This window comes from Serratia grimesii, assembly GCF_900186025.1.
GTDB classification, from domain to species: domain Bacteria; phylum Pseudomonadota; class Gammaproteobacteria; order Enterobacterales; family Enterobacteriaceae; genus Serratia; species Serratia grimesii.
Genome location: NZ_LT883155.1, coordinates 4,447,658 through 4,472,715, shown reverse-complemented (window position 1 = coordinate 4,472,715; position 25,058 = coordinate 4,447,658). Strand labels below are relative to the sequence as shown.

Annotated in this window: 22 protein-coding genes; 13 read left to right on the top strand and 9 right to left on the bottom strand. The window is 51.6% G+C overall.

Going from position 1 to position 25,058, the window contains the following annotated elements; all coding sequences use genetic code 11:
- Positions 1-25 precede the first annotated feature (25 nt).
- Positions 26-1,546: an outer membrane channel protein TolC gene (gene tolC / locus SGBXF1_RS20870; protein WP_037416552.1), complete on the bottom strand. Its 1,521-nt coding sequence runs from the start codon at positions 1,544-1,546 to the stop codon at positions 26-28.
- Between the two features lie 283 nt (positions 1,547-1,829).
- On the opposite strand from tolC, the gene nudF reads away from it, so the two are divergent.
- From nudF to SGBXF1_RS20840, 6 genes are all read left to right on the top strand, one after another.
- Complete coding sequence (gene nudF, locus SGBXF1_RS20865; RefSeq protein ID WP_037416554.1) at positions 1,830-2,462, top strand: ADP-ribose diphosphatase; 633 nt, start codon at positions 1,830-1,832, stop codon at positions 2,460-2,462.
- Positions 2,462-2,887, top strand: a complete 426-nt coding sequence (locus SGBXF1_RS20860; RefSeq protein WP_004948286.1) for a DUF1249 family protein — start codon at positions 2,462-2,464, stop codon at positions 2,885-2,887. The genes nudF and SGBXF1_RS20860 overlap by 1 nt, the downstream gene beginning before the upstream one ends.
- Before the next feature lie 27 nt (positions 2,888-2,914).
- Entirely contained in the window at positions 2,915-3,742 is an 828-nt protein-coding gene (gene cpdA / locus SGBXF1_RS20855; protein ID WP_037416560.1) for a 3',5'-cyclic-AMP phosphodiesterase, read from the top strand.
- The gene (gene yqiA / locus SGBXF1_RS20850; RefSeq protein ID WP_037416562.1) at positions 3,742-4,317 is read left to right on the top strand and encodes an esterase YqiA; all 576 of its coding nucleotides are present in this window, start codon (positions 3,742-3,744) and stop codon (positions 4,315-4,317) included. Before cpdA ends, yqiA begins: the two co-directional genes overlap by 1 nt.
- Before the next feature lie 80 nt (positions 4,318-4,397).
- Entirely contained in the window at positions 4,398-6,293 is a 1,896-nt protein-coding gene (gene parE, locus SGBXF1_RS20845) for a DNA topoisomerase IV subunit B (RefSeq protein WP_037416565.1), read from the top strand.
- A 165-nt stretch (positions 6,294-6,458) separates the two neighbouring features.
- The gene (locus SGBXF1_RS20840) at positions 6,459-7,355 is read left to right on the top strand and encodes a LysR substrate-binding domain-containing protein (RefSeq protein WP_037416568.1); all 897 of its coding nucleotides are present in this window, start codon (positions 6,459-6,461) and stop codon (positions 7,353-7,355) included.
- A 27-nt stretch (positions 7,356-7,382) separates the two neighbouring features.
- On the opposite strand, the gene SGBXF1_RS20835 is transcribed toward SGBXF1_RS20840, so the two are convergent.
- Positions 7,383-7,691, bottom strand: coding sequence for a putative quinol monooxygenase (locus SGBXF1_RS20835; RefSeq protein WP_020828683.1), 309 nt, complete (start codon positions 7,689-7,691; stop codon positions 7,383-7,385).
- A gap of 33 nt (positions 7,692-7,724) precedes the next feature.
- Positions 7,725-8,306, bottom strand: coding sequence for an NAD(P)H-dependent oxidoreductase (locus SGBXF1_RS20830; RefSeq protein ID WP_186427489.1), 582 nt, complete (start codon positions 8,304-8,306; stop codon positions 7,725-7,727).
- A 316-nt stretch (positions 8,307-8,622) separates the two neighbouring features.
- Between SGBXF1_RS20830 and parC the strand changes: the two genes are divergently transcribed.
- The 4 genes from parC to SGBXF1_RS20810 all read left to right on the top strand — a co-directional run bounded on the left by parC (position 8,623) and on the right by SGBXF1_RS20810 (position 14,998).
- Positions 8,623-10,896 (top strand): DNA topoisomerase IV subunit A, encoded by a 2,274-nt coding sequence (gene parC, locus SGBXF1_RS20825; RefSeq protein WP_186427488.1) that lies wholly within the window; start codon positions 8,623-8,625, stop codon positions 10,894-10,896.
- 241 nt (positions 10,897-11,137) lie between these two features.
- Complete coding sequence (locus SGBXF1_RS20820; RefSeq protein ID WP_037416577.1) at positions 11,138-11,872, top strand: 1-acylglycerol-3-phosphate O-acyltransferase; 735 nt, start codon at positions 11,138-11,140, stop codon at positions 11,870-11,872.
- A 132-nt stretch (positions 11,873-12,004) separates the two neighbouring features.
- Positions 12,005-13,420 carry a cell division protein FtsP gene (ftsP, locus tag SGBXF1_RS20815; protein ID WP_186427487.1) on the top strand — a complete coding sequence of 472 codons (1,416 nt, stop codon included), beginning with the start codon at positions 12,005-12,007 and terminating at the stop codon, positions 13,418-13,420.
- 282 nt (positions 13,421-13,702) lie between these two features.
- On the top strand, positions 13,703-14,998 hold the full coding sequence (locus tag SGBXF1_RS20810) for an SGNH/GDSL hydrolase family protein (protein ID WP_186427486.1): 1,296 nt from the start codon (positions 13,703-13,705) through the stop codon (positions 14,996-14,998).
- Positions 14,999-15,336: 338 nt separating this feature from the next.
- Here SGBXF1_RS20810 and SGBXF1_RS20805 read toward each other — a convergent pair whose 3' ends face one another.
- From SGBXF1_RS20805 to SGBXF1_RS20790, 4 genes are all read right to left on the bottom strand, one after another.
- Positions 15,337-16,218, bottom strand: a complete 882-nt coding sequence (locus tag SGBXF1_RS20805; RefSeq protein WP_186427485.1) for a LysR family transcriptional regulator — start codon at positions 16,216-16,218, stop codon at positions 15,337-15,339.
- A 642-nt stretch (positions 16,219-16,860) separates the two neighbouring features.
- The gene (locus tag SGBXF1_RS20800) at positions 16,861-17,664 is read right to left on the bottom strand and encodes a hypothetical protein (RefSeq protein WP_238320991.1); all 804 of its coding nucleotides are present in this window, start codon (positions 17,662-17,664) and stop codon (positions 16,861-16,863) included.
- Between the two features lie 56 nt (positions 17,665-17,720).
- Positions 17,721-18,797: an HBL/NHE enterotoxin family protein gene (locus tag SGBXF1_RS20795; RefSeq protein WP_186427483.1), complete on the bottom strand. Its 1,077-nt coding sequence runs from the start codon at positions 18,795-18,797 to the stop codon at positions 17,721-17,723.
- 53 nt (positions 18,798-18,850) lie between these two features.
- On the bottom strand, positions 18,851-19,936 hold the full coding sequence (locus SGBXF1_RS20790) for an HBL/NHE enterotoxin family protein (RefSeq protein WP_186427482.1): 1,086 nt from the start codon (positions 19,934-19,936) through the stop codon (positions 18,851-18,853).
- Between the two features lie 369 nt (positions 19,937-20,305).
- On the opposite strand from SGBXF1_RS20790, the gene SGBXF1_RS20785 reads away from it, so the two are divergent.
- Entirely contained in the window at positions 20,306-20,860 is a 555-nt protein-coding gene (locus tag SGBXF1_RS20785; protein ID WP_314727910.1) for a lysozyme, read from the top strand.
- Here SGBXF1_RS20785 and SGBXF1_RS20780 read toward each other — a convergent pair.
- Positions 20,857-21,747 carry a LysR family transcriptional regulator gene (locus tag SGBXF1_RS20780; protein ID WP_186427481.1) on the bottom strand — a complete coding sequence of 297 codons (891 nt, stop codon included), beginning with the start codon at positions 21,745-21,747 and terminating at the stop codon, positions 20,857-20,859. The two genes, SGBXF1_RS20785 and SGBXF1_RS20780, sit on opposite strands and share 4 nt — an antisense overlap.
- A 151-nt stretch (positions 21,748-21,898) precedes the next feature.
- Between SGBXF1_RS20780 and xapA the strand changes: the two genes are divergently transcribed.
- Positions 21,899-22,720 carry a xanthosine phosphorylase gene (xapA, locus tag SGBXF1_RS20775; RefSeq protein ID WP_186427480.1) on the top strand — a complete coding sequence of 274 codons (822 nt, stop codon included), beginning with the start codon at positions 21,899-21,901 and terminating at the stop codon, positions 22,718-22,720.
- Between the two features lie 80 nt (positions 22,721-22,800).
- A complete protein-coding gene (locus SGBXF1_RS20770; protein WP_037416588.1) occupies positions 22,801-24,060 on the top strand; it encodes a nucleoside permease in 1,260 nt (419 codons plus the stop codon).
- A gap of 35 nt (positions 24,061-24,095) precedes the next feature.
- On the opposite strand, the gene SGBXF1_RS20765 is transcribed toward SGBXF1_RS20770, so the two are convergent.
- The gene (locus SGBXF1_RS20765) at positions 24,096-24,974 is read right to left on the bottom strand and encodes a PfkB family carbohydrate kinase (protein ID WP_186427479.1); all 879 of its coding nucleotides are present in this window, start codon (positions 24,972-24,974) and stop codon (positions 24,096-24,098) included.
- Positions 24,975-25,058: the final 84 nt, after the last annotated feature.

The window sequence follows — 25,058 nt, the reverse complement described above, 5'->3', positions numbered from 1 at the left end:
CTCCGTTTTCAGCGTAGTGCGCAAATCAGTTGCGGAATGGGTTACCGCTCTTGCGTACTGGCTGGGTTGGGGTGCTTGCTGCTGGCGCAGATGCGCGGGTGGCAGCAACCGGTGCTGCGGTTTGCGGCGCAGGTGCGTTGCCGTTATAGCCTTCAGCGTAAGCGTCCTGTGCGGTGGTCTGTGGCGCAACCACGTCTTGCGAGGTCGAAACCGGCTTACCTAAAGCACCGTTCAGTGTCATCAGATCGTTCTCGTTCAAGGTACCGAGTGCGGACTTGATGTTCAATTGGTTGATCAGGTAGGTATAACGTGCGCTGGAGAGCTGCTGCTTAGCGTTATACAGCGTACTGGTCGCGTCCAGCACGTCAACGATGGTACGGGTGCCCACCTGATAACCAGCTTCGGTTGCATCCAATGAGCTTTGCGCAGAGACAACGGCTTGTTGGTATGCGTTGATGCTGCTGATAGACGCGTTCACGTTATTAAACGAAGAACGGACTGTTTGCACGACGCTGCGGTGCGCGCTTTCCAGTTGTTCACTGGCACCGACGAAGTTGTACTGCGCCTGTTGTACCTGCGAGTTGGTCTGGCCACCGCTGTACAGTGGCAAGCTCAGTGATACGCCAACTTGGTTTTGACCCGCGTCAGAGTTGCTGTAGCGGGTGGAACCGAGGGTATCTGTGGTTGCTGAACCGTTGTATCGGGTATTGGTGATACCGGTTGAAGCGTTCAGGTTAACCGTTGGCATATAGCCTGTTTGCGCCGAACGGATCTGCTCACGTGCCAGATCCTGGCTCAGACGGGCGGAAAGCAGGCTCAGGTTGCGGCTTTCGGCTTCTTTCAGCAGGTTGTTCACTGCTTCCGGACGCTTGGTGTTAAAGGACGCAGTGTTCAGTGATGCCAGCTCTGGATAGAAGGTACCGGTGACCTGACGCAGGGATTCCAGTGCGTTATCCAGGTTGTTACGGGCAGTCACTTCTGCCGCCAGCACGGTGTCGTAAGACGCTCGGGCGTTCTGCACGTCGGTGATCGCTACCAGACCCACGTTAAAACGTTGAGTGGTCTGATCCAGGGTGCGGTAAACCGCTTGTTTATTCGCCTGGGTATAGGACAGCGTATCAATGGCGCTCAGCACGTTAAAGTAGGCGGTAGCGGTATTGAGGATCAGCGTTTGCGCGGCGGTTTGAAAAGTCACGTCGGAAATACCGGCGGTTTTTTCCTGCAGCGTCAGCGCGCGCCATTTGGACATATCGAAGATAGTTTGGGTCAAGCCCAGTGACGCGCTGGTCACATTGCTGTTGACGCCATTGCTGTCACGATAGCCATTATTGTAATTGTAACCGGCACTCAAACCTAACTGTGGCAGCAGTGGGCTGCGCGCTTCGTTGATCTTTTCGAATGCGGCGTCACGGTCAGCGGCGGTTTTGCGCAGATCCGGGTTACTTTCCCTGGCCTGTTTGTAGACCTGCAGCAGGTTCTCTGCCTGGCTCATTGCACTGAAGCCGCCCAGGCTCAGTCCGATAAGAAGGGGGAGCAGTTTCTTCATTTGCATTCCTTGTTGTGCAGCAATATTGCTATGTTAGCGCTGACGATAGACGAAATAGTTGCCGATTCTAGCAGAGTCTGTTGTACGCCTCAGGTGGCTGAATGTGCCATCTCGCGTAACTTTTACCTTTCAGGCCGCCTGTTTACCTTAGTTCAACTGGCTGCGTACGTCACACCTGATATCATGGCTCACAATCTAACATAAAGCTGCGGAAGATTATCCCGCCGTTTCTGTCATCAAAACTGTTTATTTTATCGGCATACTCACGCAGGAGAATTCGCTTATGAGCCACTCACAGCCATCGCCCGTTACTCTCGATAAAAATGATGTAGAAATTATTGCACGTGAGACGCTTTATCGTGGTTTTTTTTCACTCAATTTATATCGCTTTCGTCACCGCTTGTTCAACGGTGAAATGAGTCCTGAGATTAAACGCGAAATTTTCGAGCGTGGGCATGCTGCGGTGTTGTTACCCTACGACCCGGTACGCGACGAAGTGGTGCTGATTGAACAACTGCGGATCGCTGCGGTCGATACCAGTAGCTCCCCCTGGCTACTGGAAATGGTGGCGGGTATGATCGAAACCGGTGAGAGTGTCGAAGACGTCTGCCGCCGCGAAGCGCAGGAAGAGGCTGGCGTTGTAGTCGGGCGTTGTAAGCCTGTATTGAGCTACCTGGCAAGCCCGGGGGGCACCAGCGAACGCCTGTCGATCATGGTGGGGGAAGTGGACGCTACCACAGCGGAAGGTATCCATGGACTGGAAGAGGAACATGAAGATATCCGTGTCCATGTGGTCAGCCGTGAACAGGCTTACCGCTGGGTTGAAGAGGGCGCGATTGATAACGCGGCATCAGTGATTGCTTTGCAGTGGCTGGCGTTGCACCATGAATCGTTAAGAAAAGAGTGGGCCAACTAATGAAACAGCGCTACACCCCTGATTTCCCCGAAATGATGAGATTGTGTGAAACCAACTTCGCGCAATTGCGCCGCTTGCTGCCGCGCAATGATGAAGTGGGTGAAACGGTGACTTATCAGGTGAACGGCGCCAGTTATCGTCTGACTATTGTTGAATCCACGCGCTACACCTCGCTGGTGCAGATTGAGCAGACCGCACCGGCGGTAAGCTATTGGAGCCTGCCTGCGATGACCGTAAGGCTCTATCATGATGCGATGGTTGCGGAAGTGTGTTCAAGTCAGCAGATCTATCGCTTTAAAGCGCGTTATGATTATCCCAACAAAAAGTTGCATCAACGCGACGAAAAGCATCAAATTAACCAGTTTCTTGCTGATTGGTTGCGCTACTGTTTGGCGCATGGAGCGATGGCGGTTCCGGTTTGTTAGACAGACTGAGATAACAAAGGACACCATTTGGAAAGCCTGTTTAAACTGACCGTGGCAAGTGGGGCCAGGGTCAGGATTCTACAAATAACAGATACCCACCTTTTTGCCGGCGAAAATGAGACGTTGCTCGGCATCAATACCTATCGTAGCTATCATGCGGTATTGGACGCTATCAAGGCGCAACAGCGTGATTTTGATCTGGTCGTCGCCACCGGTGACTTGGCGCAGGATCATTCATTGGCTGCCTACCAGCATTTTGCTGAAGGTATTGCACGATTGCCGGCGCCTTGCGTTTGGCTACCGGGCAACCATGATTTTCAGCCAGCGATGGTCGATGCGTTGGCCGCCGCGGGCATTGCCCCGTCAAAACACGTGCTGGTGGGTGATCACTGGCAAGTGTTGTTGCTGGACAGCCAGGTATTCGGTGTGCCGCACGGTGAACTGAGCGAATACCAGCTCGAATGGATGGAGCGCTGTCTGCAGGCTTATCCAGATCGCTATACTTTGATGCTATTGCACCATCATCCGCTGCCTTCTGGTTGCACCTGGCTTGATCAACACAGTTTGCGCAACCCACATATGTTGGGGGCCATACTGCTGCGTTACCCGAAAGTGAACACGTTGCTGTGTGGTCATATTCACCAGGAGCTGGATCTGGAGTGGCAGGGGCGCCGTTTACTGGCATCACCGTCCACGTGCGTGCAATTCAAACCGCATTGTACCAACTTTACTATCGACGACGTTTCCCCCGGCTGGCGTTACCTCGACTTGCTGCCGGATGGCCGCATCGAGACGCAGGTTTTCAGGCTGGAAAACGACGATTTCCGCCCCGACATGGATTCGGATGGATATTGATGCCTTCTACATTGCTCTACCTGCACGGTTTTAACAGTTCGCCGCACTCGGCTAAAGCGACGTCTTTTAAGGCGTGGCTGGCCGAGCATCATCCGCATATTGAGGTGTTGGTACCGCAGTTGCCGGTTTTCCCGGCGGACGCCGCGGAGATGATCGAGAACATGGTGATGGAGCGTGCCGGGCAGACGATAGGTGTGGTCGGTTCTTCACTGGGTGGATACTACGCGACCTGGCTTTCACAGTGTTTTTCACTGCCAGCGGTAGTGGTTAACCCTGCCGTGAAGCCGTTTGAGCTGTTGATTGACTACCTTGGCAAAAACGAGAACCCCTACACCGGCCAGCAATATGTGTTAGAGTCACGTCACGTTTACGATCTGAAAACGATGCAGATCGATCCTTTGGAGTCACCGGATTTAATCTGGTTACTGCAACAAACGGGCGATGAAATTCTCGATTATGGGCAAGCGGTCGCCTATTACACCGCGTGCCGACAGACGGTGGAGTCGGGTGGAAACCATGCCTTCGTCGGTTTCGAGCACTACTTCCCCCAGATTGTGGATTTTTTAGGGCTATAACCCGGCTGCGGCTTGAACGACGAAGGGAATCGAGCAGACGCTTCCGGCACCTTCCTTTAACCACGAAAAAATAATCAACGATGACTCAATCCAGCTATAACGCTGATGCCATTGAAGTACTCAGCGGTCTAGAACCAGTGCGCCGTCGTCCCGGCATGTACACCGACACGACGCGCCCCAATCACCTCGGCCAAGAGGTGATCGATAACAGCGTCGATGAAGCCCTGGCCGGTCACGCCAAGCGCATCGATGTGATTCTGCACGCCGATCAGTCACTGGAAGTGATCGACGATGGCCGCGGTATGCCGGTGGATATCCACCCTGAAGAAGGCGTACCTGCGGTTGAGTTGATCATGTGCCGTCTGCATGCGGGTGGTAAATTTTCTAATAAAAACTATCAGTTCTCCGGCGGCCTACACGGCGTGGGGATTTCGGTAGTTAACGCCCTGTCGAAACGGGTAGAAGTCAACGTCAAGCGCGACGGCAACGTCTACAGCATTGCCTTTGAAAATGGCGATAAAGTGCAGGAATTGGCGGTGACCGGGAGTTGCGGCAAACGCAATACCGGTACCAGTATCCATTTCTGGCCTGACGAACAGTTCTTCGACAGCCCGCGTTTCTCAGTATCGCGCCTTACTCACCTGTTGAAAGCCAAAGCGGTGTTGTGCCCCGGAGTAGAAATTTACTTCATCGACAAGGTGAACAATACCGAGCAACGCTGGTGCTATCAGGACGGTTTGACCGATTACCTGATGGAAGCCGTTAACGGTCTGATCACTTTGCCGGAAGCGGCCTTCGTCGGTAACTTCTCTGGCGATACAGAAGCGGTAGACTGGGCGCTGCTGTGGCTGCCGGAAGGCGGTGAGCTGCTAACCGAAAGCTACGTGAACCTGATCCCGACCATGCAGGGCGGTACCCACGTTAACGGTTTGCGTCAGGGGTTGCTTGACGCTATGCGCGAGTTCTGTGAATTCCGTAATATCTTGCCGCGCGGCGTAAAACTGTCTGCTGAAGATATCTGGGACCGTTGTGCGTATGTGCTGTCGGTGAAGATGCAGGATCCGCAGTTCGCCGGGCAGACCAAAGAACGCTTGTCTTCACGTCAGTGTGCGGCATTCGTTTCCGGCGTGGTGAAAGACGCCTTCAGTCTATGGCTGAATCAGAACGTACAGGCAGCGGAACAGTTGGCTGAACTGGCCATTTCCAGCGCTCAACGCCGTCTGCGTGCCGCCAAGAAAGTGGTCCGTAAGAAGCTGACCAGCGGTCCGGCACTGCCGGGTAAATTGGCCGACTGTACTTCTCAAGATTTGAACATGACCGAATTGTTCCTGGTAGAAGGGGACTCAGCGGGCGGTTCAGCCAAACAAGCACGCGATCGCGAGTATCAGGCGATTATGCCGCTGAAAGGCAAAATCCTGAACACCTGGGAAGTGTCTTCGGACGAAGTGTTGGCCTCGCAGGAAGTGCACGACATTTCCGTGGCGATCGGCATTGACCCAGACAGTGAAGACCTTAGCCAACTGCGTTACGGCAAGATCTGTATTCTGGCGGATGCGGACTCCGACGGTTTACATATTGCTACGTTGCTGTGTGCGTTGTTCGTGCGCCACTTCAGTTCACTGGTGAGGGGCGGTCACGTGTATGTGGCAATGCCGCCGTTGTACCGTATCGACCTCGGTAAAGAGGTTTTCTACGCGTTGGATGAAGAAGAAAAGGCTGGCGTGTTGGACCAGTTGAAACGCAAAAAGGGCAAGCCGAACGTTCAGCGCTTTAAAGGGCTGGGTGAGATGAACCCATTGCAGCTGCGTGAAACTACGCTCGATCCTAATACCCGCCGCCTGGTGCAATTGACGGTGGATGCGGATGACGTGGATCAGACGCTGGCGATGATGGACATGCTGTTGGCCAAGAAGCGTTCGGAAGACCGTCGTAACTGGCTGCAAGACAAAGGCGATATGGCAGAGCTTTCTGTCTGACCTATGAGGTTGTGTCCTGCTCCCATCACCTGATTACGGGCTTTTGGGAATGCGATGGCATCACGGCCTCTTGTGGGACGCATCCTCGTTAGGCCCGGCACTCTTGCCGGGCCTTCTTCCCGTAGGGCCGTTGCGTATGGCGCCTGACCACTCTGGGCGGAATGCATGAAAATCACCCTTGAAGAATTATTGGCGTTTACCACGGTGGTTGACAGCGGCTCCATCACCGCTGCCGCCGAACAGCTCGGCCAGACCACCTCTGGCATCAGCCGTGCGCTCAGTCGGCTGGAAAAAAAACTCGAAACAACCCTTATGCGTCGCACCACGCGTCGTTTAGAACTGACGGAAGAAGGGCAAAACTTTCTCAGTCATGCGCGCGATATTATTCGCTCGGTGGAGAATGCCGAAGAGCAAATGGCGCTACGAAGGCTGATCCCGGCTGGGAAGTTGCGGGTCAATGCCGCCGCGCCATTTATGGAGCACGTGATCGTGCCGTTGGTCGCAGGATTCCGTCAAAGTTATCCGCAGATTGAGCTGGAACTGAATACCGACAATCTGATTATCGATCTGCTGGAGAAACGTACCGATATTGCCATTCGTATTGGTGCCCTAAGGGATTCGACCATTCATGCACGTCTGTTGGGCGCCAGCCGCTTACGCATTCTCGCCAGTCCAGACTACCTCGCACGTTACGGCACGCCTGACAGTGTAGAGGCGTTACACGACCACTGCCTGCTTGGTTTCACGCAGCCGGAATCGCTTAATTTGTGGCCGCTGCGCTATCAGCAGGCACAGCATTTCGCCATCACACCGACAATATCAGCCTCCAGCGGTGAAACGCTGCGCCAATTGGCGTTGCGTGGTGAAGGGATCGTGCAGTTGGCTGATTTTATGACGCGTGACGATCAACGTAACGGGCGGCTGGTGCCGTTACTGACGTCGGAGACGTTGGACGTACGTCAGCCGATTAATGCGGTGTATTACCGCAATACCCAATTGGCAGCGCGTATTACCTGTTTTCTGGACTACGTCAGCGCGCATATTGATACGCAGACGCTGTAGGGGCCACAGAGCGGCCCCTCAGGGGGATTACAGTGCGTTACCCAGCACGTGAATGGTCACGCCCAACACGCTGTCTTTGATGGTGTCACGATGACGATGCATGTGAGCGATATCCAGATGTTTTTCCAGATGCGCCTGGCTGGCCCACTTTTCCAGCATAAACACGGAATCCGGCGACAATTTCTGCCAAGGCGCCTGTGTGTGGCTGTCGATCATCGGCGTATATTCGCTACAGCCGTCTTCTGCCAGCACTAATGGAACCAGTTTCTCAATCGCTTTCAGCACGGTTTCACGGTGGCCGGGTTTGGTTTTGATTTCTGCAATTACGGTGATCATCACTACCTCATTGATTGACATGCATAATGCTAGTTAAGCAAAAATTTCTGTCAGATGCGCGCGATAACGTGCGATGTCGCCGTCGATATCTGGTTGTTTAATCACATCATTACAAATGAAGGTTGGGAGTGCTTCCATCCCCAGGAACTGGTTGGCCTTATGGAAGTGCAGATACACACCGTCGACGCCGACGCCATGGAAGAACTGCTCTGGAGCGGTAAAGGCTTCCAGCGGAGCGTTCCAGGTCAGGCTCAGCATGTATTTCTTGCCTTGGATCAGGCCACCTGAGCCGTATTTCTTACCGGCATCGGAGCGGGTGCGACCGTCGCTGGCGTACAGGCTACCGTGCCCGGCGGTGAACACTTCATCGATATATTTTTTCAGGATCCACGGCTCACCCATCCACCAACCCGGCATCTGGTAAATCACCACGTCGGCCCACAGGTATTTTTGTACTTCGGCCTCGATGTCGTAACCGTCATCAACCACAGTGACCTGTACGTCATGCTTCATGTCGCGCAGAAAGCTTTCCGCGACGTCGCTCATGGTCTGGTTGAGTTCACCATTAGAATGACCAAACTGTTTTTTAGCATTGATAATCAGGATATTGCTCATTTTTCACGGCACCTGTCAGAGTTAAAATATGTGATGTCTTCCGCATCTGAAGGCTGGGAGACATTTCGCTGACAAGGAGATTAATGGTTAGCAGTGTAAGTAAAAATGGGATCCAGCGCACAACAGTGTTGACTCTGAGTCAATAAATGCGCGCCAAATGACTGGATTTCGAATAAAACGCGCAGATGAGCTGGCTTTACCGGACGATTGCTGCGCCATCTGTGACAGCCACCCTGCTGATGAGTTACTATCGCGGACAGAATCAACCCTTTGTCGTCCAGGGATTGCCAAGCCACGGTCTGAGGATAATTGAGTAATGAGTGATCTGACTCATGACGGTGTAGAGCGTTTACCGCTGCACACATTTACTGAAAACGCCTATCTGAACTATTCCATGTACGTCATCATGGATCGGGCGTTGCCGTACATTGGTGACGGTTTGAAGCCGGTACAACGCCGCATCATCTACGCCATGTCTGAGCTGGGGCTGAATAACAGCGCCAAATTCAAAAAATCCGCCCGTACTGTGGGTGACGTGCTGGGTAAATACCATCCGCATGGCGACAGCGCCTGCTACGAAGCGATGGTGTTGATGGCCCAGCCGTTCTCTTATCGCTATCCGTTGGTAGACGGCCAAGGGAACTGGGGTGCGCCGGATGACCCGAAATCCTTCGCCGCGATGCGTTATACCGAATCCCGCCTGTCCAAATATGCGGAAGTGTTGTTGGCCGAATTGGGCCAAGGCACCGTTGACTGGGTACCGAACTTTGACGGCACCATGCAGGAGCCGAAGATGTTACCGGCTCGCCTGCCCAACATTCTGCTGAACGGTACCACCGGTATTGCTGTTGGTATGGCGACAGATATCCCACCGCACAACGTGCGTGAAGTGGCCGCCGCCGCCGTGGCGCTGATCGACAAGCCAGGCGCTTCGCTTGAAGAGTTGCTCGAGTTCGTACAGGGGCCAGACTTCCCAACCGAAGCCGAGATCATTACGCCACGCGACGAAATCCGCAAAATTTATCAAAATGGCCGCGGCTCAGTACGCATGCGCGCCGTTTGGAAAAAAGAAGACGGCAGTGCGGTGATCACCGCCTTGCCACACCAGGTGTCCGGTGCCAAGGTATTGGAACAGATCGCCAGCCAAATGCGCGCCAAAAAGCTGCCAATGGTTGAAGATCTGCGTGATGAATCCGATCATGAAAACCCAACGCGACTGGTGATTGTGCCGCGCTCCAACCGTATCGATCTGGATCAGGTGATGAACCACCTATTTGCCACGACCGATCTGGAGCGAAGCTACCGTATTAACATGAATATGATCGGTCTGGACAACCGCCCACAAGTTAAAGGGCTGGTGGAAATCCTTACCGAATGGCTGGCGTTCCGCCGTGATACAGTCCGCCGCCGCTTGAACTACCGTCTGGAAAAAGTGCTGAAACGCCTGCACATCCTGGAAGGTTTGCTGGTGGCGTTCCTTAATATCGATGAAGTGATCCACATCATCCGTAGTGAGGACGAACCCAAGCCGGTCCTGATGCAGCGTTTTGGCATTACTGACACTCAGGCGGAAGCCATTCTTGAACTGAAACTGCGCCATTTGGCGAAGTTGGAAGAGTTTAAGATCCGTGGTGAGCAGGACGAGTTAGCAAAAGAACGCGATCAGCTGCAGGCATTGCTGGCCTCTGAGCGCAAGCTGAATACCCTGATCAAGAAAGAGATCCAGGCAGATGCACAGGCCTATGGCGACGATCGTCGCTCGCCGATTACTGAGCGTGCAGAAGCCAAGGCGATGAGCGAGCATGACTTCGTGCCGTCTGAGCCTGTGACCATTGTGCTGTCTGAAATGGGTTGGGTGCGTAGCGCCAAGGGCCATGATATCGATCCAACTGGTTTGAGCTACAAGGCTGGCGACAGCTACCGCAGTGCGGCCCGTGGCAAGACCAACCAGCCGGTCGTGTTTATCGACTCCACCGGACGCAGTTACGCGCTTGATCCGCTGACGTTACCTTCGGCACGTGGTCAGGGTGAACCGTTGACCGGTAAACTGACGCCACCGCCGGGCGCGACCATTGAGCAAGTGCTGATGGCGGCAGACGATCAGAAGCTGCTGATGGCGTCCGATGCCGGTTATGGCTTCGTCTGTACCTTCAACGATTTGGTGGCGCGTAACCGTGCCGGTAAAGCGATGATAACCCTGCCGGATAACGCCAAGGCGCTGGCACCGATGGAGATTCACGGCGACGACGACATGCTGTTGTCAATCACCGCTGCGGGACGCATGTTATTGTTCCCGGTTGCAGATCTGCCGCAGTTGTCGAAAGGCAAGGGCAACAAGATTGTCTCTATCCCATCAGCGCAGGCCGCATCTGGTGAAGATAAGTTAACGTGGCTGTTCGTGTTGCCACCGCAAACTTCGGTGACTCTGCATGTGGGCAAACGTAAGCTGACGTTGCGCCCAGAAGATTTGCAGAAATTCCGTGCGGAGCGCGGCCGTAAAGGCACCTCACTGCCACGTGGGTTGCAGCGAATCGATCGCGTAGAGATTGATGCACCAGCACGTGCCCCAGCGGGCGACAGCGAAGAATAAGTCCTGCTATAGCAGGATAACAAAACGGGCGCAGCATGCTGCGCCCGCTTGATTTCCTACCACCGGCAATTATTTTCAAATAGTTAACATTTCTCTGCATAAAATTATTGTGCGTATCGCCGGCTGGCGGGAAAATAGCAAAAAAATGCGGGCGATTTTTTCAGGGCCTGCAATCAAAGAACGAGTAAAGGGATCTGCGCAGCGCATCAGGCTGCGTCGGCAGTGTGCTAATGAGGTTGTTATGTTATTGATTTTGCGTGCCGTGCTCGCCACTCTCTATTGTATTTTGGTGTGCATTTTTGGTTCTATTTACTGTCTATTCAGCCCACGTGATCCTCGCCATGTGGCGACATTTGGTCACTTGTTTGGTCGCCTGTCCGGGTTATTCGGCTTAAAAGTGGAAATTCGCGTGCCGGCCAGTGCGGCTAAAAATGGCAACTGTATTTACATCGCTAACCATCAGAATAACTACGATATGGTAACCGCCGCCAAGGTGGTTCAACCGCGTACCGTGACGGTGGGTAAAAAAAGTCTGCTGTGGGTACCCTTCTTCGGTCCTCTGTATTGGCTGACGGGTAACTTGTTGATTGACCGTGATAATCGTGCCAAAGCACATGGCACCATTGCACAGGTAGCCGAACAGTTTAAAAAACGAGATATTTCGATCTGGATGTTTCCAGAGGGCACCCGTAGCCGCGGGCGTGGGTTGATGCCGTTTAAAACGGGTGCGTTCCACGCAGCGATCGCCGCTGGGGTGCCAATTGTGCCGATTTGTGTTTCTACCACCAGCGGTAAAATTAATCTTAACCGTTGGAATAATGGCCATGCGATCGTCGAAATGTTAGAACCGGTCGATATTAGTCATTACAGTAAAGAAAATGTGCGTGAGCTGGCGGCCCATTGCCATGCGCTGATGCTGGCGAAAATTGCCGAGCTGGATGCGGAAGTGGCCCAGCGCAATGCGGCCGGAAAATAATATTCCTACCGGCTTCAAAGAATGAACTTTTAAACGGCGTCAGATGCCGTTAACGCCTGGGCTCCTGCTAATCTGATTATCAGGGGCCTGGTCTTTGCACACGGTTTAGTTATTGCTTTTCATGGAGAAAATATGTCACTCAGTCGACGTCAGTTTATTCAGGCATCGGGCTTGGCGCTGTGCGCAGGATCCGTGCCGCTGAGGGCTGAGGCGAGCGGAATGCAGACCCCATTACCTATTCCCCCCTTGCTTGAATCCCGTCGTGGACAGCCGCTGTTTTTAACGCTGCAGCGCGCGCATTGGGCATTTATGGATAACCGTAAAGCCTCAGTGTGGGGCATTAACGGTATGTATCTTGGGCCGACAGTGCGGGTTTACAACGGTGATGACGTAAAGCTCATCTACAGCAACCGTCTGCCGGAGCCAGTGGCGATGACCATTAGCGGTCTGCAAGTGCCGGGGACACTAACGGGCGGCGCCCCGCGCATGATGTCGCCTAACGTCGACTGGTCACCTGTGCTGCCTATCCGCCAGAACGCTGCGACCTGCTGGTATCACGCCAGCACGCCGAACCGTATGGCTCCACACGTCTACAACGGTCTGACAGGGCTGTGGCTGATTGAAGACGAAGTCAGCAAGGCACTGCCATTGCCAAACCATTACGGCGTTGATGACTTCCCGCTGATTATTCAAGACAAGCGGTTAGATAACTTTGGTACGCCGGAATATGACCCGCCGTCGCAAGGCGGCTTTGTTGGCGATACTCTGTTGGTTAACGGTGTGCAAAACCCGTACGTCGAAGTATCACGTGGTTGGGTGCGTTTGCGCCTGCTTAATGCTTCCAACTCACGTCGTTACATGCTGCAATTAAGTGACGGCCGACCGCTTAACGTTATTGCCAGCGATCAGGGTTTCCTGCCTGCGCCGGTTGCGGTACAGCAGCTTTCACTGGCGCCAGGTGAGCGTCGTGAAGTGCTGATCGACATGTCTAAAGGCGATGAGGTGACAATCACCGCCGGTGAAGCCGCGGGTATTATGGATCGTCTGCGTGGGCTGTTTGAGCCGTCAAGCATTCTGGTTTCAACCCAGGTGTTGACGCTGAAACCAACAGGGCTATTGCCGCTGGTGACCGATAATTTGCCAATGCGTTTGCTGGCGGATCAACTGTTGGATGGCAGTGTCAGCCGTACCCGTGAATTCCGTTTGGGCGACAGCCAGGCCGGGATCAACGGGGCGATCTGGGACATGAACCGCATTGATGTACAAACGCAACAAGGTAGCTGGGAACGCTGGAATATCCATGCGGATACCCCGCAGGCGTTCCACATTCAGGGCGTTCAGTTCCTGGTGAAACGGGTTAACGGCGCTCAGCCAATGGCGGAAGATCGTGGTTGGAAAGACACGGTGTGGATCGACGGTGACGTCGAACTGCTGGTTTACTTCAACCAGTCCACCTCAGAACATTTCCCGTTCCTTTACTACAGCCAGACGCTAGAAATGGCGGATCGCGGCAGCGCAGGCCAGTTTATGGTGCAGCCCGCGCCTTAAACTCGGTGAGCGCGACGTTTCCACAAAATATTATAATTTAACCCGTCCCCTGAGGCCTCAAGCCACAGGGGATTTTTATTAGTGTTCATATAATAATATATGTACAGACCAGAAATAATTCTTGAGTGTATTTTCTGATGTTGCCTTTTTAATAATTTAATTAATTAAAAAAGCACGTTGTCAAATAGCCTTCTCCCGCGTCTTAAATGGACCTGTATATGAAATTCTTCCAGTGTCATAGTTTTATCGCATCATTCGGTGCGATAAGAAGAGAGACTTTTCATGAAAAGAATACTGTATGCATTACTGTTTGTTTCGTCTTCCGTTTTTGCTAATGATAAATTAATTCCTCTTTCTGAGAGTGGCGTCAATAATACACTTTCACCCAGCGGGCCTAATGTAATTGGGAAAGTAGCTCCCTTCATATTGGGTAAGGGCAGTGATACTTACACTTATATGCGTTGTTATTATCGTGTAGATCCTGCCAGTACCACTCCACGTGCAGATTATCTCTGGGCGAGAAATATAGACTCCTCGACGTATTATCGTTTGCAAGGGAGTTGGTGGTCATCTCTGGCCGTTTCCTGGAAAAATATGTTTTACAGCAATCAGCCATTAACGGTACTGAATCAGGTATGTGAAAATACCTTGAGTCGGGCTGGTATTCGCCAACCTTTGATGATGATCGCTGCGGCTAACAATAAGCTGTCCTTTAACTATACCATTTGGAGCAATGATCCACCGGCACAGGGGCAAGGTATCAATAAAATCATCGCTTTCGGTGACAGTTTGAGCGATACGAATAACGTGTTTAATGCATCCCTATGGCGTTTTCCAAACCCGAAAAGCTGGTTTTTAGGACGGTTCAGCAATGGCCCTACCTGGGTCGAGTACCTGGCTAAACAGAACCATTTGCCTGTCTATAACTGGGCTGTTGGAGGAGCGGCGTCTAATCAGCAAAAATTGGTGATTCCCGGCGTGCTAGAACAAGTGGATTCGTGGCTTATCTATATGAAAGAGGCCAAAAATTATCGTCCGGAAAACTCGTTGTTTACTGTTTGGATAGGGGCCAATGATTTGGTTACCTATAACCAAGGAGTGGATGGTCTGATTGAGAATCAAACCAAGGCGCTTAATCGACTGGTCAGCGCGGGCGCAAAAAAGGTGCTGGTGCTCAATTTGCCCGATATAACGCGTGCGCCAGAGTTTGCTTACCGTAAAGACGGTGAAAAGATTAAACAGCAGATCAACGACTACAATACCCGCATTAAGCAGGTTGTTGACAAGATCAACAATAGCTACTCTGAATCGCCGGTGATCATTTTTGATTTAGCGGCACTGTTTACAGATATGCTTGATAATCCTGCCCGCTATCAGGTCAGTGAAACCCAAAAGGCGTGCCTTGATATCAATGCACCTTCGTCGTTAAATTATATCAATGCGATTCCGGTTAGCGCTGCCTGTACCAATGCGGATACCTATGTATTTTGGGATCTACTGCATCCGACGACTAACACTCACCGTTTGTTGGCGGAGCATGTAACCGATTACCTGAAACAACAACGTGTGCTGCCGTAATGCCTATCTCGTCATGTTAGCGTGAATAACGTCTGACGCCATAAGAAGAGGCTGTTTCAAATCAATCAACTATCGAGGCCAGGGTTCTACGGGATCCCGGCCTTTATTTTGTGCGAGATACTCACAAAACATTGCGGGTATCCAAATACGAAGCTTTCCATCTTATGGGATTTAGGCAGTCATTAGGCGTAATCGTTTGCTATTTTACCAGGAAGGAGAGAGGATGCGCTGACAGCGCTATGAGCGGCATTGCAATAAAACTGGTGTTGGGCGCAGGAAAAGTACCTGAATATAATCTAAAAAACCAAACTGAGTTGACTCAGAAATATATTAATTTATTAATTCATGTAAGCTGGCGCGCAGATTTTCTTCCATTGCTGTGTACCTTGATGAGCTAGGTGCGCCATCACCTGCTGGCTGTCATTCAATTGAGCAACGTTGCTGTAGATATGATGCGTTAAGCTTGCATTTGACAACAATAAGGTACTGCATTCGCTTTTATCAACGTTCATGATCGGCAACATGGATTCCAGAGCCAATGCTATGGCTTTGCCTTGGCGGATCATATTGAGCCGTAGATGCAGGTTATCGATGTTCATCAACTCCCGAGAAAACCCCTGTCGTTGCAGTTGCTCATGGCAGTGCTTGAATATCGACGTTTCTGAAAAATAGGTGCCTTGCACCCAGGGTAATGATCGGTATTGTTCTGGCTTTTGCCCTACCGGATGTAACAGCAGCAGTCGTTCTTCGGTACACAGATGCTGTGAAAACGGGGGTGTTGGCAAGGGCTCTATGCTGAATAACAGATTAAGTCGGTTAAGCTCGTTGCGGCTCACCCCTTCAGTCGGTGTGAGACGCACCAGGTTGATGGTCAACTCGGGGTTTTTTATCAACAGATAATCAATCACCGTATTGACGTGGGGGGGAACGGGCCCATAAACGCCGACCTGAAGGTGTCTTTTTTCTTTATGGTTGTCTTTGATCCGATTAAGTTCTTCATAGTGAGCAATAATGTCGGTATATAAATGCTGACCCTCCTTGGTTAAGGATAGCCCTTGGTTAGTTCGCTCGAAAAGCGTAATTTTTAAATTTTCTTCCAGCTCTTTAATTCTTTTGCTTAATGGTGACGGTGTAATGCAGAGGCGATCTGCAGCCTTGGTAATCGAACCTTCTTGTGCAACGGCGATAAAGTAATTAACGCGCTTTGACATAAATTCCATAGCAATTCCTTTTTAATAGGCTGAGTGCAATTGTTTAATTTCGTTTAGAGTGGGTTGTTCTTTTTTTTGTTCATGCCCTGCGACTGAATTTACATTGAATTACACAGTGATTCACTGTTTTTCCATGAATGAAGTCGTTATTCATGATAGTGGTCTCCTTTTTTGAAGGTCTTTTATTACCTCTATAGTATTAGATTTCACACTGAGAATACGAAGTGATACTGGTTACTTTATCGAGCTATGGTGATTGGGGGGAACTAGGGTTATTCGAAACCTCAAAGTTTCGTTTAAGTCGAGAAGTGCTGAAGCCATTAGGGTGATGGCGAAGATTATCCGCTTAATGCCTAGGAAGCTTCTTAGCGCTATGTGGCTCGAGATCGCGAACACGAAAGAGCAGGCTCTTTTCTTCATGATATTCCTTATCAGGGGGGCGCATATCCAAATGCAGCGAGTCGACGCATTTTGGAATGCCAGATCCTGAGTGTATAGGGTTGAATGGAACCGTATCCGTGATTAAAAAGGACATTAGGATGTTAATTATGCCTTCATTCGCACAGGGCATCCTCCCTGACTGCGAACAAATATTGTCCGCAGTCAGGGAGGATGCCTCTCAGGCTAAAAGGTGATGGGGTTTCTGCCGTGCTACGAAACGTCGACCAGCAACGTCTGCACACTCATTTTTGCGGCGGTAAAGAACAGCTTCGTCAACTGTTGCGCTTCGCCGGCAGAAAGGTTTTTCTCTGCATTATTAATGTCATTACCTACAATTTCGATGGCATTGCCGATTTTTAACATGTGGTTACTCAGATCAAGCAAGTCTTGAGAGAAGGCCTGAGTTTGTGTAGCGAAGCTCTGCTGCTGTCTAATATCTGACTGCTGTGACGCAATTTGGCGCTCAAGATTACCGACCTTCTTTTGCGCTTCGCTGAGCAATACCGCCATGGCGATGAGTCCCGGTATGCCGAAAATACCCAAGGCAATAAAGTAGTATTTTTTCTCATTCAGCTCATCGAGTTTTTGTTGGCTGCCTTGCAAGTTAGATCGCAATCCTGCAATGGTTGCCTGTAAATCGATAATAATACGTTGTAGGGCCATATTATTATCGGTCACGGTGTTGTCAGTGCTCTTGGCGCGATCTTTCACCTTCGCAACCTGGCCCATAACCTGGGCAATGCCTTCCTTGCTTTGGCGAATAAACAGGCCTAATTCTGCGGGGGATAAACTCTCCAGCACCGCCAGTTTTTCATCAAGCTGCACCTCCAGTTTTTGGCCCCAAGATATTACCTCTCGCTGCATCTGTTTAAGATCCGGCAATAATGTACCGACAGCATTCTGGATATTATGTTGGATCGGAACGGCATTGGCAGGCAGTCCGCTGAATGTCTGAATGACCTCACCGGTGCGCGATAAATTATTGATGACTTGCGTTAGCATTCCATCACTCATAGGGAGTTCTCCGAATGAGGGGCAGGCTCAGCTCCGCCCCTTAAGGTTATGGGGTGTTATGCCACCAGTTGCTTGGTAAAATCGGCAATGGTTTGCCCTTTTGGTACTGCGCGGATGTCCACGCCAGCCATCTGACGTTTGATGATGGTTGTCCCGTCCAGTACCTTGCCAACGGACGTTGTCGATGCTTTAAGGAACAGTTCGCGGAGGTACCCGTCATCAATGATGCCGGTGCGCAGGTTATTACTCAGGGTTTCCAACTCTGTGGTGAGTGAATCCCATGCATTGCTCATCTGCGTAGCGGCAGTTACTGCACTTTGTGCCTGAATCTGCAGTCCCTGATAGCCTGAACCGATTTGGCTTGCCACCAACACTTCACTATTTAGCTGACTACGATCACGATAGAGTTTTTCACGGGCATTTAGGGAGTTACTTAGAACAATCGCGCCACCGGTCACGCCTGCGGCTCCGGCCAGTACCATTGTGATACCGCCAAGCACCACCGGTGTTGATGTCCCAGCAGTGACCAGACCGGCGACCGCCCCCACGGCTGCGACAAATACACCACCAACGACCAGCAGGCCGCCGAGTACAATGCCGGCAATGGCACCATCAATGGCCGCATTGATTTTACCGATATCTTGGTTAAGCTGCTCCAATAACCCATTGTTGCCACCGACGACGTTATTAAGATTTAGCACAATGACTTGATAGTTATTTGAATCAACAATGAGGTTGTTATTCAGGGTGCCAATTGTCCGGCGCGTACTCGCCGAAACCTCTTGATACTCTTTAGCCTTATCATTAATTGCACCTAGCATTTTTAACCACTCCTCTTTTGTTGCCCCTGATGGGATAACGCTCGGAATGATTTTCTGCAGTTCGAAATAATTCTGAATGTTGGTGACGTTACTGATAATTAAAGGTTGAATATTATTCAGATAGTTATTTGCATGGATCTTGGCAGTATCCAGGCTGGTATTGATTTGACGTTGATGTTCCCGCAAGTTCTGGAAACGCTCAAAATCAACGGGGATCTGCTGTCTGACACTATTGCAATAGGTTTGAATATGCAGCGCCTGGGATGATTGAGTATTCATGCCGTCATTAATCGAAAGTGTTGGAGTCAACATGATATTTTCCTTTATTGAGTTTAAATGTGATTAAATACTGAGGCTAAAGATCATTAAATTTCGGGTAAGACGTTATTACCGGCGTAGTTAGTTTTTGCCTTGTCGATAACTTTCGAGAGTTGTTGCCATTGATCGGCGCTGAGTGAAATAACGTGTTTGATTTGCTTAATTTCAGCGGCTTCACTGATATTGCGTAACGCTGACGCCGCTGTCTGGTAGGCTGTTGCCACCTTGTTCCACTCTGTGGGCAATATCGCCACACGTTGCGCGGTTAGTGTATAGGCATCGACAAACAGTTGAGCTTGAGCCTGAACGGACTTGGCAACCGTGAGCAACGCATTGGCACTGGCCAACGTCTGGTATGCTGTAGCCAGCTTGGCATAGTTGGCCTTAAGATCATTCACCGCCTGGTGCGCGCCGGAAGTCCCGGCTGAGATCGCCTGAATACCGGAAATCATGTAGCTGGCCTGCTCGGTCGCTGCTTTAGGCTTGGCGGGAGGCGTTTCTTTTGCCGGGCCTAGCGGTACGGTCGCGACAATCGACTGGCCTAGTTGCACGACGCCTTCACCCGCCTTGATGCCCGCGTCAACGATGCCTTGAATATTTTTAGCAATCGCTTCATTGAGTGCGCTAATAGTCTGTGCTTGCTGCTTGGCTTCAGCACTGAGCCCTTGCTCGATAGCGTCAACCGTCTCATGGAAATTGCGCATTAACGGCTCTAACGTTTCTCGGGTCACGCTGAACTGCGTATCAACAGCTTTTGCCACAATCTGATAGCTCTGTGCCAAATCAGCCAGTGCCGCGATCTGCTCAGCGCCTTTCTGAGGGGCTTGCAGATCCTCTGCGGAATAGAGGGTGTTGACGGTATTGACCAATGTGGAAAAATTGGATGCCTTGGTAAATAGCCCAATAAGTTCTGACATTGTGTTCTGTTTAAAATTATGAGCATGCTGCCTTAACTGATTCTGATAGGCTTTTACTTTAACGGTTAGGCCTGGCTCCATCAGTTGTGATGTTAATAATTGCTGGCTCAGCAACAGATTACTGTAACTTTGGTTAAGCAATGCATGAGAGGAAATAGCGATATGCAACGCTAATAACTCCTGCGGACTTAAATCGATATCAACCGAATCATTCATAATACGCTCTCTTGTGTGATGGGTTATTAAATTAAATGCTCCAATGAATTGGTTTCTGCATTCTCCTGTGTTTTATCCGTTTGCGAGATAAACCTATCGCAGGATGAGGGGGGTGAATATAGTCAAAATAAGCAGGTGGGTGTTCGAAATGGAAAACAAATTTAGTTTAATGGGCAGGTGATGATGAAGGGGGTAAATAAAGCTTCTTAATCTTGGCTATGAAAACCTCTGTTTTTTATTTCACATGTCCTTTTTGATGATTCACGCGTATTTATTATAATGGGGTATTGTCAGTTACCTTTACCCCCCTATACTGATTCACCATTCAAGTGAGGAGTATTATTAATCGTGTAATCGATAGGGGTATTTATGCGTCAAATATTGTCAGAACGTGGTCTTGCATTAATTAAAAGTTTTGAAGGACTTCGCCTTTCTTCGTACCGCGACAGTGGCGGTATTTGGACTATTGGCTATGGGCATACCGGTGATGTTGGGCCGGGGAGAACCATCAGTGAATTAACCGCGTTAACCCTGTTGCAGGCCGATGTTATGGACTGTGAAAAGTTGTTGTACAAGATTGTTGAGGTGCCGTTAAACCAAGGGCAATTCGATGCTTTGGTCTCTTTTCTGTTCAATGTCGGACCGGGAAAACCAGGGGTGAAGAGTGGGCTGCGGTATTTGAAATCCGGTTCGCCTTCGACGTTATTGGTATTGCTGAACGCTGGACGTTATCAAGAGGCTGCGGCTCAATTCCCTCTGTGGATGTATGCCGGTGGTCAACGCCTGCCAGGACTATTACGCCGCCGGCAGGAAGAGCAGCGTTTGTTCTTATCGGAAATGCAGCACGTAGCCTGGCAGCATACTGTTTCGACAATCCCGGTGGAGACGACATCACCTTTAAGCATGAACAGCCACAAAGGCTAGGTCCGCAGCATGTCCAGAAATGCCTGCACTACCGGCGTTGCGCTGTCAGCATGATAAATGGCGTATAAATCTGCCGATGGCGCCTGCTGTAGCGGGCAGAAACGCACGCCGGGCCACGGGATACGTCCATAACTGTCCGGCAGCAGTGTGATGCCGTAACCTTCGGCTACCAGCGCCATCAGGGTTTGCGGTTCGTTGACCTGATAGGCGATATCGGGTTTAAACCCCTGCTGCAGGCAGAGGTTGTGCAGATATAGCCCCAGACTGGCCTCGTGTGGCGGTAGGACCATGAACTTCTCATGCCTCAGTGCTGCGAGCGGTAGGCTTTCTGCTTGCGCCAGTGGGTGAGCCAGTGGCAGCACCACCGCAATATTCTCCCGCGCCAGCAATTGGCTCGCCAATCCCGGTAACACTTGCTCTCTGGCTTCCCGCCAGACGCCAATATCGATATGACGCTTTTGCAGTGCCGTGATCTGTTGGCTAGGCGTCAGTTCGTTTAAAGCCCAGGTGACATTGACCGTTTGCTCGGTAAAGCGCTTAAGTGCCGGTATCAATCCGCCCCATACTGAAGTACCAACCATGCCAATGACCATGTGGCCAGCCTCGCCACGGCCCAATTGCTGTACCTGATTCAGCGCATGCCCGGCCTGATCCAGCAACATTTCTACGTTGCGAAACAGCATTCGTCCGGCCTGTGTCAACGCCATCGAGCGGGTGGTGCGTTTAAACAACGCGACACCCAGTTGGCTCTCCAGCTCTTTGATGTGCTTGCTAAGCGGCGGCTGCGAAATATTTAGCCGGAGTGCCGCTTGAGTGAAGTTCATTTCCTCCGCTACGACACGGAAATAGTGCAGCAGGCGGAAATTAATCCGGCTTGGGTCTGGCATTTGCTGGGGCTGTTTGATGCTGATGATGGCCTCCTGATACTGCCAATTTATAGGTAAATGGAATAAATAGGCCGCCAATAATGTATTGGTCGCCGCCGGACATCGCTCTCTACTATGGGGGTTACTTCCTCCCCTCACAGAAGAGAATACAATGTTTAATCAAGAAGATGCTTTTTCCTGTGCTGACGTGATCCGCACCCGCATGCCGGGTTTCCAACCGAGAGCTGCATTGATACTGGGCTCGGGGCTGGGCGCGCTGGCGGAGGTGATGACCGACACGCTGACAATCGACTACGCTGAGCTGCCGGGATTCCCGGTCAGCAGTGTGGTGGGTCATGCTGGGCAACTGGTCGCCGGTTGGCTGGAGGGCGTGCCGGTAGTGTGCATGAAAGGGCGTGGGCACTATTACGAAGGCTGCGGCATGCAAGTGATGACCACCGCCGTGCGCACTTTCAAATTGCTTGGTTGTGAATTCCTGCTGGCGACCAACGCAGCCGGTTCGCTGCGCCAGTCGGTACCACCGGGCAGCCTGGTAGCGCTTACTGACCACATCAATTTTATGCCTGAATCGCCATTGGTTGGTGATAACGATGAGCGTTTTGGTCCGCGTTTCTTTAGCCTGGCGAACGCTTATGATCGTGACCTGCGCAGCCAGTTGGCCCAGGTGGCTGAACGCGTGGGTATTCCGCTGGCCGAAGGGGTATTTGCCGCTTACACCGGGCCTAATTTCGAAACTCCAGCGGAAATCCGCATGATGCAAACGCTGGGGTGTGATGTGGTGGGTATGTCTATCGTGCCGGAAGTGCTTTCTGCACGTCATTGCGGGCTGAAGGTGTTGGTGGTGTCTGCGATGACCAACTATGCCGAGGGGCTGTCCGATACGCCGTTGTCTCATGAGCAAACCCTGAGTTGTGCTGCGCTGGCGGCAGAAGATTTTATGCGCCTGATCCGTGAGTTCTTCAAAACGCTGTAATGCTGTAGTCCCTGCACGGTAGGGCACAGGGGCCTTGCCGTGCGAATCATCGTTTTAATCAGAATAATAAGGTGATGGTGATGGCAATAAAAACGCGACTGAAGGTGATGGTGTTTCTGCAGTTCTTTATTTGGGGTGCCTGGCTGGTCACGCTGGGATCTTACATGATTAATACCCTGCATTTCAGCGGGCTGCAAGTGGGTATGGTTTACAGCGCGAAGGGTATCGCAGCGCTGATTATGCCAGGATTGGCAGGCATTCTGGCCGATCGCTGGATCAAGGCCAACTATCTGTATGCGTTGTGCCATTTGTTCGGCGCGGGTGCACTTTACTGCGCTGCACAGGTTGAGCAGCCTATGGTGATGTTCTGGGTCATGTTGTTCAATGCCATGGTGTATATGCCCACCATTTCGCTTTCCAATGCCATTTCTTATTTCTGTCTGGAGAAGCAGGGTTACGACACGGTGAAAGATTTCCCGCCGGTACGGGTTTATGGCACCGTTGGCTTTATTGTCGCGATGTGGCTGATCGGCTTTAGCAAGATTGAACTCAGCAATATGCAACTGTATTTGGCCTCTGGGGTATCGCTGCTGTTGGCTTTCTATTCGCTGACGTTGCCGAATTGCCCGACCAGCAGGGTGGAAAAATCAAAAAGTTGGTTCAGCGTGTTGGGGCTGGACGCGTTGGTGTTATTCCGTCAGCGACGCATGGCGTTATTTTTCCTGTTTGCCATGTTGTTGGGTGCTGCGCTACAAGTGACTAATACCTTCGGGAACCCCTTCCTGCACGATTTTGCGAGCAACCCGCTGTATCAGGACAGCATAAGCGTCAGATACCCGGCGGTGCTGTTGTCGTTGTCACAAATCTCTGAGGTGTTCTTTATCCTCACGATCCCGTTCTTCCTGCGTCGATATGGTATCAAACAGGTGATGTTGATCAGTATGGCGGCCTGGACGTTGCGGTTCCTGTTTCTGGCTTATGGCACACCGGCCGGTTTCGGGTTTGTCTTGCTGTTGTTGTCGATGATTGTGTACGGCTGTGCCTTTGATTTCTTTAATATTTCCGGGGCCATCTTTGTTGAGAAAGAAGCCGATCACCGCATCCGCGCCAGTGCTCAGGGGCTGTTTATGACCATGGTTAACGGGATCGGTGCTTATGTGGGGGCGATCGCCAGCGGCGAGGTCGTGGATTTCTTCACCCACAACGGCATAAAAGATTGGCAGAGTATCTGGTTGATCTTCGCGTTGTATACGTTGGTATTGGGCATCGTTTTTGCGCTGACCTTTAATTATCAGCATCGGCCTGAGGAGAATACGGGGTCGGTACAACGGGCACATTAAAAAGGAAACAGGCGCCTAAAGGCGCCCGTTTTGACTTAAACGTCAGGAAAGCATCGTTGCAGTTGTTGCCAGTCCGGCGTCCCAGTGGCGTCCTGATTTGCTCCCCACCAAACAGCGACCCGGTTGGCCAGATCCACGGCCTGTGGCACTGACCAGCCTGCCGACAACCCAGCCAACAGGCCAATGCAGTGGGCACAGCTTGGGCTCGTGTCTTCAACCGGATAGCCGGCAATTTGTAGTGGTGGGGCATCACCATCACAAAGCCAGACGCCGTCGCGGTCCAGCAGACAAACAAGCGCCAGGTTATGAGCGCTGGCGAAGCCTCGGGCAGCGGCAAGTACATCACCTGCACCGCAGAGTGTGGTTGTTTCACAACGGTTCAAAGTCAGCAAACTGTGGCTGTCGCTGAGCATGGCGAAGAAATCTTCATCGAGCTGACCGACCTGTGAACCAAGGGCGATCAGACGGCGTTGATCAAAAGGCAGGCGCGTCAGCCAATCGCGCAATGCTTCACCGTTGTCCCCAACCAGTTGCTCGCCACTGATGTAAATCAGGGTGTCTTCAGTCAACGGGAGGGTGGACAACTGGGCTTTATTCCATTGGGTTTCGCAGCCAGGCTCGATAACAAGAACCGGCTCTCCGTTGGACGGCTTCTGTATCAGGCGCTGGCCGTTGTCCATCTGGCCGTGGCGCAGCAGCACTGGCAGGCCCATCTGCTGCATTTCTGCTTCAATCGCGGCACCCCAGTCACCGTTGCCGACAGGCATGCCGTTGATCACGGGCACCTGTAAATGCATCAGCGCTTGCGCGACATTAAACGCACCGCCGCCAATCTTCCGTTCCTGCGTTAGCGTCACTTCACCGATCGCACTGCCCAGTACCAGGACAGGCTTTACTGCTAAAAACTCACTCATTCATGTCCTCCGCTGCCGACCGGTGGGCCGAACAGAATGCGCTATGATGACGGTGCAAGCGAGCAGAGTCGAGGGGCAAGCCCC

Bases quoted from the DNA above. Each gene is read 5' to 3' on its own strand.
- SGBXF1_RS20840 (WP_037416568.1), top strand. From the start codon at position 6,459: ATGAAAATCACCCTTGAAGAATTATTGGCGTTTACCACGGTGGTTGAC.
- SGBXF1_RS20765 (WP_186427479.1), bottom strand. From the start codon at position 24,974: ATGAGTGAGTTTTTAGCAGTAAAGCCTGTCCTGGTACTGGGCAGTGCG.
- SGBXF1_RS20770 (WP_037416588.1), top strand. From the start codon at position 22,801: ATGGCAATAAAAACGCGACTGAAGGTGATGGTGTTTCTGCAGTTCTTT.
- nudF (WP_037416554.1), top strand. From the start codon at position 1,830: ATGAGCCACTCACAGCCATCGCCCGTTACTCTCGATAAAAATGATGTA.
- tolC (WP_037416552.1), bottom strand. From the start codon at position 1,546: ATGAAGAAACTGCTCCCCCTTCTTATCGGACTGAGCCTGGGCGGCTTC.
- SGBXF1_RS20785 (WP_314727910.1), top strand. From the start codon at position 20,306: ATGCGTCAAATATTGTCAGAACGTGGTCTTGCATTAATTAAAAGTTTT.
- SGBXF1_RS20810 (WP_186427486.1), top strand. From the start codon at position 13,703: ATGAAAAGAATACTGTATGCATTACTGTTTGTTTCGTCTTCCGTTTTT.
- SGBXF1_RS20860 (WP_004948286.1), top strand. From the start codon at position 2,462: ATGAAACAGCGCTACACCCCTGATTTCCCCGAAATGATGAGATTGTGT.
- SGBXF1_RS20790 (WP_186427482.1), bottom strand. From the start codon at position 19,936: ATGAATGATTCGGTTGATATCGATTTAAGTCCGCAGGAGTTATTAGCG.
- SGBXF1_RS20805 (WP_186427485.1), bottom strand. From the start codon at position 16,218: ATGGAATTTATGTCAAAGCGCGTTAATTACTTTATCGCCGTTGCACAA.
- xapA (WP_186427480.1), top strand. From the start codon at position 21,899: ATGTTTAATCAAGAAGATGCTTTTTCCTGTGCTGACGTGATCCGCACC.
- yqiA (WP_037416562.1), top strand. From the start codon at position 3,742: ATGCCTTCTACATTGCTCTACCTGCACGGTTTTAACAGTTCGCCGCAC.
- parE (WP_037416565.1), top strand. From the start codon at position 4,398: ATGACTCAATCCAGCTATAACGCTGATGCCATTGAAGTACTCAGCGGT.
- SGBXF1_RS20800 (WP_238320991.1), bottom strand. From the start codon at position 17,664: ATGAGTGATGGAATGCTAACGCAAGTCATCAATAATTTATCGCGCACC.
- SGBXF1_RS20795 (WP_186427483.1), bottom strand. From the start codon at position 18,797: ATGTTGACTCCAACACTTTCGATTAATGACGGCATGAATACTCAATCA.
- parC (WP_186427488.1), top strand. From the start codon at position 8,623: ATGAGTGATCTGACTCATGACGGTGTAGAGCGTTTACCGCTGCACACA.
- SGBXF1_RS20835 (WP_020828683.1), bottom strand. From the start codon at position 7,691: ATGATCACCGTAATTGCAGAAATCAAAACCAAACCCGGCCACCGTGAA.
- SGBXF1_RS20780 (WP_186427481.1), bottom strand. From the start codon at position 21,747: ATGCCAGACCCAAGCCGGATTAATTTCCGCCTGCTGCACTATTTCCGT.
- SGBXF1_RS20830 (WP_186427489.1), bottom strand. From the start codon at position 8,306: ATGAGCAATATCCTGATTATCAATGCTAAAAAACAGTTTGGTCATTCT.
- ftsP (WP_186427487.1), top strand. From the start codon at position 12,005: ATGTCACTCAGTCGACGTCAGTTTATTCAGGCATCGGGCTTGGCGCTG.
- SGBXF1_RS20820 (WP_037416577.1), top strand. From the start codon at position 11,138: ATGTTATTGATTTTGCGTGCCGTGCTCGCCACTCTCTATTGTATTTTG.